We start from the raw sequence: 10,122 nt of genomic DNA on the forward strand, positions 1-10,122 counted from the left end.
GCCCTGTGCCGCCGGGAGCCATGAAACGCTCCTGCTCAATCAGCCTTGCGCCTCCAACATGCCCGAGATCGGTTAAGGTCAAAAAGGGCGTGTCGGCCTGCGACGAGAGGAGACCCGCCAGTGTGATGGAGCGTTCTGTCTGCGGCGAGATGAAAAGAGGTGACGAATCCCATAACATGGAATGGAGATCGAGCAGCATGTCGCTGCGCTGGATGACGGGCAGCAACTCCTGTGCCCGCTCCATTTCAATCGAACCAGGCTTCTGGTTCAGCCTGTCATTGGACCAGACACGGTTGAGGTCTTCACCGATGAAGCGCGAAGCGGTCGGGTTTGACGGGTCGAAACGTTCGAAGGCGGCCATATTGGCAAATACGATGCGCAGTGTTCCGCAAAGGGGCCTGATATCCTCCCTGAGCAGACGGTCGGCAGCGGCGGCGCCAGCGAACTCATTGCCGTGGATGAGGGAAATCACCGCGATTTCCGGCCCTGGTACGGGGCTCTCGCGCTCAATGACACCGGCTATCCCGTTATTGCCGGCCCGCCACGGTGAGAGATCAGGTGGGTCGATCAGGATTGGGAATTCCGGAAGGCGACGCGGCAGCGCCAGGCTGGGCAGGAGGCGCTGCCGCCGCCTGCGGACAGGGTGATGATCACGCGGTGATGCCCCGCAACTCATGCGGCAAGACAGACCTGTCTGACAAGGCGGTCGATCATGGTTTCACATCGCGCCAGCTGGTCTATTGTGATCCATTCATCGGGTTTGTGCGCCTGGGCGATATCACCGGGGCCACACACGATCGTCTCGAGCCCGGCCTGCTGATAGATACCGGCTTCCGTCCCGTAAGAGACATAGCCCGCGCTGTTGCGCCCCGTAATCTGCTGCAAAAGCGAGACGAGGGGCGATGTGGGTGAGAGGTTCAGGGGCGAGAGGTCGACAAGGGGCGTCAGTGTCAGCCCGCAGGACGGATCGGCCATGCGCAGGGCTGCGTCGATTGGCGCAAGGCGCTCTGTGATGGACTGGAAAATTGCGGCGTTGTCGTCACCCGGTACGGCACGCCATTCAAGCTCGAAACTGGCTTGGTCGGGCACGATATTCAGAATGCTGCCACCACTGGCGAGCCCGACCTGCATGGTTGTGTGATCGGGCAGGAAGCCGCTGACATGGGGGCCATCACGTTCAAAAGCGTCGCTCATATCCGCAAGTGCTGCGATGGCACGCCCCATGGCGTGAAGCGCGTTGACGCCCAGCGCAGGCTGGGAGGAATGGGCGGGGCGGCCCCGGATATCGACGCGCACTGTGAATCGCCCTTTATGGGCGATGATCGGCGCGAGCATGGTCGGCTCACCAATCACGCACAGATCGGGCATCAGGCCGCGTGAGATGACATCCTCGATCAGATAGCGGGCACCGTTGCAGGTGATTTCCTCATCGAAGGTGAAGAAGAGATGGACAGGCTTGCACAGGGGCAGGCTTCGGATCCGGGGTATGGCAGCCAGCATGGCGGCCACAAACCCCTTCATGTCGGTGGCGCCGCGCGCGTAGAGTCTCTCGTCCTGCCGGGTGAGGCTGAAAGGATCACGAGACCAGTCCTGTCCCTCGACGGGCACGCAATCGACATGACCAGACAAGGCCAGACCACCGGGAGTTGCCGGGCCGATAATGGCATGAACGTTCCATTTGCCGTCTTCTGGCCCACGATTGCGCGTATAGGGCACATCCTGCTCATCGAGCAGCGCAGTAATCCAGTCGATGAGGGGCGCATTGGCATGACGGCTTGTCGTATCGAACGAGACAAGCTTTTCCAGAATCGCAATGATGTCCATCGTCTGGGCCTTGGGAGCGGTCATCGGGAGAGTTTAGACCCTGCCTGTCAAAAACCTCAAGGCCGTGTAACTCAGGAAACGATGCTGATACGGTAGCCGATCTCCTTTTCGATCGCTCTCAGCAAGAGCCGCTCATCACGCGTGCAGAAGGACAGCGCCGCACCGCGCTTGCCTGCCCGCGCCGTGCGGCCAATGCGGTGCACATAGGTTTCGGCCTTCTCGGGCAGATCGTAATTGAGGACGAGCGCCACATCATCAATGTCGAGCCCTCGGGCTGCGACATCCGTTGTGAGCAGGATCATGGATCGCCCGCTGCGCAGGGCCTCTACCGCCTTCTGGCGTGCGCCCTGTGCCAGATCGCCATGCAGCGTTGTAACGGGCAGACCTGCCTTGCGCAGATGCTTTCCAATCTGGTCCACCGAGGCCTTTGTGCGCAGGAACACGATCTGGCGTCCCTCGGTTTCGGTACACAGGTGGGTGAGGGTGGCCAGCTTTTCCTCGGCCTCAACAAACATGGCGCGCTGCTTGATGCGACGCGGCGTGACGGTCTGGCTTTCGAATTCAAGCGTGACGGGTTTGTGAAGCAGGCGACTGGCCAGGGCGCGGCCCGTGGGCGGCAGCGTCGCAGAGCACAGCATGGCCTGACGTTCCTGCGGCAGATGCAGGATGATATCATCCATTGCCGCGAGGAAGTCCTCGTCGAGCATCTGGTCTACCTCATCCACGATCAGCATGCTGACAAGGTCGAGCCTGCAGGCGCCGCTGGCGAGGAGGTCGATCAGGCGGCCGGGGGTGGCAACCGCAATATCCACGCCCTCTGCCAGTGCCTTGATCTGCGCATCCTTGGGGAGGCCGCCGCAGAGCAGACGCGTGCGAAAGGGCAGGCGTCTGCCGATCTGGCGGCATACACCGGCGATCTGGGTCACGAGCTCACGGGTCGGGGCCAGAATCAGTATACGGGGTGCGCCGGGTTGCCGTTCTGCGGAGAGCGACAGAAGGCGCTGGAAGGCGGGTGCCGCATAAGCCGCGGTCTTTCCAGAGCCGGTCTGTGCCACAAGAAGCACATCGCGCCTGTCATTCAGTTCGGGCCAGACGCGGGTCTGCACCTCATTGGGTTTCTCTATGCCTACTTGCTTGAGGCCCGCGCTGACCAGCGGGTCGAATGGAAAGGCGGCAGGATCTTGAACATCACTCATGGATGCTTCTTGCCAAAGTTCTGCCGGTGAAGGAATTACCGAGTTATGAGTGTAGCCATCATTGCTGAAGATTTTGCCGGAATGCGCGCCCAGGCGAGCGGTCTTATCGAGCGTGCGGGGCTGGAATGGCATTTTCATCCCGTGCGGATCGGAGGAGTCTGGCGCCGTATCCCCACGAGATTCTGCCCCGACCCGCTGCGGGCTACGGCACCGATCGTGCTGCCGGGCGACACCCGCCTGCTTGTCAGCGTTGGCGGGACAGGCGGGGCAGTCGGGGCAGCGCTGAAAAAGCGCACCGGCCTGCCGCTGGTGCAGATACAGAACCCCCGCATGGATGCGGCACGCTTCGACCTGATTGTGGCCAATGTTCATGATCGCATGGCCGGACCCAATGTCGTGGCGGCCCGAACCGCCCTGCATGGCGTGACCCCTGCAAAGCTGTCCGACGCCCGGACCCTGTGGGAGGGCAGGCTGCGAACAGGCAAAAAGGCCCTCTTGTCCGTTCTGATTGGCGGCGCGAATGGCCGGTTCAGTTTTGGCGTCAATGAAGCAGCAACACTCGGCGCACAGCTTGCCGGGATCGCCCGGACGCAGGATGTAACGATTGCCCTTACACCCTCACGCCGAACCGATCCGGCAGCTTTGGCGATGTTGCGCGAGGCGCTGGATCCGTCATGCGCCATGATATGGGACGGGCAGGGGGATAACCCCTATCTCGGTATGCTTGCCTGTGCCGATATGATTGCCGTGACGACGGACAGCGTGTCCATGATCTCGGAGGCCGCCGCCACGACAGCGCCAGTCTTGATCATTGATCTGCCGGGGCGCTCACGGCGCATCCGGACCTTTGTCGAGACACTGGCCGAGGCCGGGCGCGTCCGTCCGTTCACGGGGGCGTGGGAGCCGTGGGCTATAACGCCGCTTGACGATACCGGCAGAGCGGCCGATGAAATGCGTCGGCGTCTCGCTCTCTGAACAAGGAGTGGCGGGGTCCGTAATAAAGAAAACGGGTACAGGACGACCATGCTCGATATCATCACCTTCGACGCTCAGGGCGGCGGAAACATCCTCTACAAGGCGCTTGCGCATCCCTTGGCGAGCGAGGCTCTGAGGCGACTGGAAGCGACACTGGCGGCTGGAGGTGGCTTTGCGGTTTATGACCCGGGCAATGTGCTGCGTACGCTGGTCGCCCTGTACCCCGGACTCACGCCTTCCTGCGGTGTCTACACGCATGACAGCGAGCAGGTGGGCAAGGATGATGGGCTAGGCGGCGAGAAGCTGGCCCTGACGGACCTTTCATCCTCCTACGCCAGGCAGGTGCTTGCCCTCTCCTTCGAGCATGAAAAGATGTTGTCGCGCCTCGCGCGCGTCACCCATGCCGATCAGCAGATTTTCTCTCTGGAGCCCGCAAAATTGCCGGACTCCATGCTGAGCAATCCGCGCAACTATCTCGACAAGCTTAATTTCGCGACGAACTTTGCGTTCTTCCGTGATGATGAGCGCTTCAGCACACGGCTCGTCACGGCGAATTACTGGTGCAATTATGACGCGACCGATGTGCGTTACTGGTTCCGCCTTTATGACGACAAGGGCGAGATCCTGGCTGAATGGGAAGAGGAAATTCCCGACGCGCCTGCCGGTATTGTTGTGGACAGTGCCGTGGTGCGGGCGCGTTTCGATCTGCCGGCTTTCTGCGGTCAGCTTTTCGTTCATGTGCTCGGTGCGCGTGGGCATGATGTCGTGAAATATGCGCTCGACACTTATGGCAAGAATGGCGAACTCAGCCTCTCGGTCACGCATGACGCCAATGCCTGGCCATCACCGCGTTTCGCAACGCTGCCGGCACCGCGCCCCGGTGAGGCGCTGATTCTCTGGATCCAGAACAGCCATGCAACGCCCATTCCGGCAGGTGCCATCACGCTCAACCAGATGGGCGAGGAGACGCATTTCCCGGTTGCGATCGAGGTTGGCCCATTCTCTACCTATGCGCTCGATGTGGGTGCGCTCGTAAAGGATATCGCCTGGCCGGCCCAGCTTGAGTTGCGTTCGGGTAATCACATCGTACGGCCACGCTACGAGATTACAGAAGGGGCCCTGACCCGTATCGCCCATCTGAACGTTGAGCGTCGTGACCTCGTACCTGAACCAGCGTTGCGCAAGCTGCCGCCTTCGATGGGCCGTGGGTTTGTGTTGCCTTTCCCCATTCTCGACCCCAGGCGCTTCACCAGCGTGGTGCAGCCGAACCCGATGTCGGAGAAGATCACCAGCCTCCCGCTGCGTCTCGATGTTTTCGATGATGAAGGGACGCTCATCAAACAGAAGTTTCTGGGCAATCTGCCGCGCAATCATGAGACAGCAATTGCCCTGCACGAGCTGACTGACTGCGCTGGCCATGCCGACCTCGTGTATGATTTCCGCGGCGGTGGCGAGGGGGATGGCTGGATGCACGCCCTGATGCGCTACGAGAACCGCGAGAATGGCCACGCGGCAGAGACCAGCTTTGGCGGACATATCTTCAACACTCTCATGACGTGGCGTAGCGAGCCGCAATCCTACGCCGGTCCGCCGCCGGGTCTGACGACACGTCTTTTTCTCAAGCTCGGTCAGGAGGGCCATGAAAGCTTCTCCTGCCTGATCCATCCGGCCTCGGTTGAGGGAACGGCGCCCTCAGAGACGATTTTGCATCTCTATTCGAACGATGGTGTCGAGCTGGAACGCCGCAGGATCAGCATCAATCCATCGGGCTCCTATATGGTCTGGCCGCATGAGATCTTCGGTGCTGAAAAGCTGGCCGAGGCAGGAATCGGCGGCTATGTGTTGATCCGCGATCTGAGCTGCCGTCTGTTCGGCTATCATGGCCAGCGCAATGCTTCGGCAGGGTTCTCGCTCGACCATATGTTCGGGTTCTGATCCTTTTTTATCATTTTCCACCTTGCCGCGTCATCGGGCCTTTGCTAGAGACGCGGCACCGCAGGATGGGTGCGTAGCTCAGCGGTAGAGCACTGCCTTCACACGGCAGGGGTCACAGGTTCAATCCCTGTCGCACCCACCATCCTCACCCGCAGAAATCAGCGTTTTTTGAAGATTAGACACTCCGGGTCTCGGTCCGTTTCGGTCTATTCCGGTACACTCCGAGCCGAGTCATATCGTGTCAAGCTGTGCCAGATCCGTGCCACTTTCCGCGAGTCGTTTCTTTTTGTACTGCCTCGCCAGATCGTGCGATTCTGCGAGGGCTGCGACGGCGTGGATGGACACGCTTTGAACTCAATGCGAGAGGGCTGGTTTGCAAGCCAGCGTCATGCCCACCCCTAGGATACGATATCCGAGGGTCTCGTTGGCAGCCGGTATCAAGCCCGGCACGCAGCATCGGCACCCTTGTTCGAGAGGGGTTACGCGTCGCGTCTCTTCAGTGACCCAAGCGGGGCGCTGAATCATCGTGGTGGAGATAGGCAGGGGCGGCTTTCGGGCCGCCCTTTGCTTGTGCGGGCGGTTTTAATTGACGCCCGCTCTTGTTCGCGTTCTGTTCTCGCTCATGATAGACCTGACCCCGGCCTCCGAAGAAGACGTGACATTCGCCATCCGTATGTCGATTTGCCTCGACTACCGAGGCAAGCCGAGGCGTGTGAACGCGAAGATGACCGGGGCGGAGATGGACGCGCTTGCCCAGAAGATCACTGAGCAGTTGAAGCGCTTGAACATGTGGCCGCATCGGGGCCCAGGAGCGCCCGCGCATCAGGCGCCGGATTACTCGGTGGCATGGCGGTGAAGGAATCTATTTCTACGTTGCGAAGCCGCCAGCGCGATCCCACAGAGGCTCGCAGCATATTCGTGGTACCAGTCCATCCGAACGAGTACTGCCTCCAGTCGGCAACATTGCCTCAATCTCTATGGATTTTGACGAGCATTAGCCAAGGACCTAGACACGAATTTTCAAGACTGAATTAAATTTTCTCTATAGAATCCGGATATGTTCGCTTGATATATGAAAATCCATGATTTCTTATAATATAAGATACGCGTGTCTATCTGAAATTTGTAATGGAATGGAGAAACAACGAATATCTCAAACGATAGTGAGATAATGTCAGTTTCTGGCGCCGGTCTATTCGGACCGGGAGATACAGAACTGGAACGTTGGGGAATGAGTGTCGGGGGTTCGGGGGTGTCATGGTGGTCCCCTTCATTTGGCGATCTTCTGGGTATCGCCGGAGGGGCGGTAGGTCGAGAAATCGCTGGGATTCCCGGGGCTGTCGCGGGAGGAGCGGCAGGAATGATGCTCGGTAATAATATTGGTGCTCTCGCCTCAGGATACGGACAATACTACATGCAGAGTCAAGGATTCGCCTCGTTTAATCCATGAATCAAGGAAAGGTCATCGTGATCTCGATGACCTTTCCTATGGAGAGAAAAATTGAGTAATCGCATAATAAGTCCATTCGGTGTCATCGGAAAAAAATATACTGTCTCTAGGCGGTCTTATCTTATATTCAATTATATAAGGATTTTATTGTTCGCTATGGTACTGCTGTCCATCATAACAAGCGGCGCTCTATCAACATCATACTATCTAGTATTTTCCCTTTCGATTATTTTTATATACCTATTACTGGTTGGTATCATCACGCGAAATGCAAATCCGTACCACCCCTCGTAGGTTCGCGCTCAAGCCCTCATGCGATTCCTTCGTTGAAGAATTTGGTAAGATCTGAATGTGGATATCTAAGCTAAAGAAGGATGATGGTCGAAATCATGCGTAGGATGGGCGCTGTTCGTCTGGTCTGACCAGCGAAGTTTTGCCGTGTCTAAATTCGTTATAGTATGATTGATGTTTTATATCCAAATATGATTATCCACACATTGACTAAATAATAATACTTTCTGAATGCCTATAGAAGTCACTATGTACGACATGAAATTTGTTCGGATTATATCTATACTTTATATATATTTTGGCAATCTCACTCCTGACACGCCTACACCTCATTTAAGCACCAACCCAGTGCACTGGCGTCAGCTTCGGAATTGCCGTGATCTTAGCAACAACAGCCGCATCGCGCGCTGGCTCATCAGGGCAATGCGGATCGCGACAACAGCACAGAGCCGCCGAGATCAAACGGCGCTTGAATCAGGATAAATCGTGATCCTCGGACTGTCTGAAAATCAGGAAGAGCCCGTGGAGCACCCACATGACGCACATAGCCTGCGCTGAGAATGCCAGAAAATCTGAAGTGGGGCCCAGACCCTCAACCGAGCTCGTCGTAGTCGATAGGGTCCAGAAGGCCGCAGCCACCGCTGCCAGGGTCAGGTTCTTGGTCATGGAGCGCTGTTAAACGTTCAACATAGACGGTTAAAGTCGTGTGAACGCCATTATTGACCTATTAACGATGCGATATCGGAACGTATAGTTGCCGCAATCTGCTCGTAATGTTGGGGAGGCGCCGGGATCATCGAGTCCTCGACGTGTCGTTATTTTAACGTTACTCGACTCCGTAACTCACGGTAACGAGAGCGGCGCGATGCATAAGCGCGGGCGGTTCGGTTCGCAATCGGTGCTTTTCAAGGCCGAGCCGCCTCACTTCTGACTAGCCCGCACCTGATCCCTTAGGCCGATATAATCCCCAATCCAGCGCACCGTTTCCGGTTTCGGGCTCGCCTTGATCTCCGCAGCAAGCGCCGCTTGATCGGCCTTGGAATAGGTGACAAGGGTAGGGCAGGGCACATACTGCACAGACGAGCAGGCGGAGAGCGCCAGCAGGGCGCCGAGAGCGAGCCTTCTCATGCCGTGCCATCCCCGAGCCGCTGCAACACGGCATCTCTCGTTGCTGGCTTGTCGGCCTGAGCTTGGGCCATTGATTGCGCCTTGAGCGTCGTCGCACCAGCCGAGGTCTTCGCGGCCTCGGACGTGTTGACAGACGTAACGTTCTTCCCCGCGCAGTTAGCTACCAGAGTAAGGCACCTATGGCCGCGACGATGAATGCCACGGCCCCGGCAATCAGGTTAGTCGTCACGCGGTCTCTGCTGCTGCGCTGCTCGTGCCCTTTAAGGCGACAACGAGCGTCTTGATGTCGGTTTCGAGCTTGTCGGCATCGTCCTTGATCGCGCTGATCGCGTCGAGAATGGTAGCAAGAGCCTTAATCGAGTTCTCAGGTGACGGGATGATCAGGTCACAGGCCTCGCCATTAATGGCTACGATGATCCGTCAGTTTCAGGTCTGCGGCACAGCGATACCCGAGCGCCAGAGCAGGTCGCGCAGCAGAGCGTTCTGCTGGCGCAGTTCTTCAATCAGGTGGAGGTTTTCTTCTTCGCGTTGTTCGAGCTTGTCCACGCGGGCGTTCAGGCGAGCAAGATCTTCGCGTTGAGAAGCGATGATGCTGCGAGCATTGGAGGCCCCAAACCCGATAAGCCATCTTATTGTAAAAAGAATCCCCCCAACGACGGCGGCCCACCATGGTTGGGGTTGATAGGCCTCATTCATGAGGGAGTATCCATTGTTGAGGGCAGGCCGCTCGTTCCGCAAGGCTCAGCTTGTGTTGACGCGAATGATAGGCGTACGAATTGAGAGCCGGGGAGCGACGGAACGGGCGCGCTATGACTGAGAGGCTCAACCAGCCGGTTTGCGGCCATCGTGATCAGATTGGAGACCCCAACCCAACCCATCGCCATGCTCCCAGAGCATATACGGCAAGATTACCCTTGTTCTGATTGTTGGCATCCCAGTAGCAGGCCAGCGCCATGCCCAGAGGGGTAGGGAGTGCTCGAAGTTCGGCCTGTGTGTAGCACGTCGGGAGATAGTAGCCGCCCTTGATGGCGCCGCTGACACTCCCCCCAATGACGGGCAGGTAGGTGCGAGCCGCCTCGTCCTTATCGAGTTTTGGGGCGACCGCAGCTGAGACAGAAGCAGGCGTTGCGTAGCTGTGCGAGGCGGAATCGGTCGTGAGATACGCGCTCAAGGTGTTCGAGAGGCTCGACTTGCTCACGCTCGACCCTTGAAGCGCAGTGATCTGATCGGCTTGGCTGTTTTCAGCCTGGGTTGCACGTGCCTGTTCACCCGCGACAGCTGAGGATAGCGCGGTAGCCGTCGCGTAGCGTGAGTCAGCATCTC

General features: G+C 58.2%; 9 protein-coding genes and 1 tRNA gene. 4 read left to right on the forward strand and 6 right to left on the reverse strand.

Features of this window, described 5'->3' with window-relative positions; genetic code table 11:
• The 3 genes from P792_RS0119055 to P792_RS28550 all read right to left on the reverse strand — a co-directional run.
• A partial coding sequence (locus tag P792_RS0119055) for a succinylglutamate desuccinylase/aspartoacylase family protein (RefSeq protein WP_200863473.1) occupies positions 1-676 on the reverse strand: 676 nt, incomplete at its 3' end.
• On the reverse strand, positions 673-1,848 hold the full coding sequence (argE, locus tag P792_RS28545; protein ID WP_031240821.1) for an acetylornithine deacetylase: 1,176 nt from the start codon (positions 1,846-1,848) through the stop codon (positions 673-675). The genes P792_RS0119055 and argE, both read right to left, overlap by 4 nt.
• A 47-nt stretch (positions 1,849-1,895) precedes the next feature.
• Positions 1,896-3,020, reverse strand: coding sequence for a DEAD/DEAH box helicase (locus tag P792_RS28550; RefSeq protein ID WP_023978741.1), 1,125 nt, complete (start codon positions 3,018-3,020; stop codon positions 1,896-1,898).
• A 45-nt stretch (positions 3,021-3,065) separates the two neighbouring features.
• On the opposite strand from P792_RS28550, the gene P792_RS28555 reads away from it, so the two are divergent.
• From P792_RS28555 to P792_RS37995, 4 genes are all read left to right on the forward strand, one after another.
• Positions 3,066-3,995: a mitochondrial fission ELM1 family protein gene (locus tag P792_RS28555; protein WP_023978742.1), complete on the forward strand. Its 930-nt coding sequence runs from the start codon at positions 3,066-3,068 to the stop codon at positions 3,993-3,995.
• Between the two features lie 48 nt (positions 3,996-4,043).
• A complete protein-coding gene (locus P792_RS28560) occupies positions 4,044-5,930 on the forward strand; it encodes a hypothetical protein (protein WP_023978743.1) in 1,887 nt (628 codons plus the stop codon).
• A 67-nt stretch (positions 5,931-5,997) separates the two neighbouring features.
• Positions 5,998-6,072 (forward strand) — tRNA-Val (locus P792_RS28565).
• Between the two features lie 480 nt (positions 6,073-6,552).
• Positions 6,553-6,786, forward strand: coding sequence for a hypothetical protein (locus P792_RS37995; RefSeq protein ID WP_023978744.1), 234 nt, complete (start codon positions 6,553-6,555; stop codon positions 6,784-6,786).
• A gap of 1,806 nt (positions 6,787-8,592) precedes the next feature.
• Here the strand turns inward: P792_RS37995 and P792_RS28575 are convergent.
• The 3 genes from P792_RS28575 to P792_RS0119060 form a co-directional block, all read right to left on the reverse strand.
• Entirely contained in the window at positions 8,593-8,799 is a 207-nt protein-coding gene (locus P792_RS28575; RefSeq protein WP_023978746.1) for a hypothetical protein, read from the reverse strand.
• Between the two features lie 426 nt (positions 8,800-9,225).
• Complete coding sequence (locus P792_RS28580) at positions 9,226-9,495, reverse strand: hypothetical protein (RefSeq protein ID WP_023978747.1); 270 nt, start codon at positions 9,493-9,495, stop codon at positions 9,226-9,228.
• A gap of 154 nt (positions 9,496-9,649) precedes the next feature.
• Positions 9,650-10,122: hypothetical protein (locus P792_RS0119060; protein ID WP_031240823.1), on the reverse strand; the 473-nt coding region annotated here is incomplete at its 5' end.

It is taken from the genome of Asaia sp. SF2.1 (assembly GCF_000505765.1).
GTDB lineage: Bacteria > Pseudomonadota > Alphaproteobacteria > Acetobacterales > Acetobacteraceae > Asaia > Asaia bogorensis.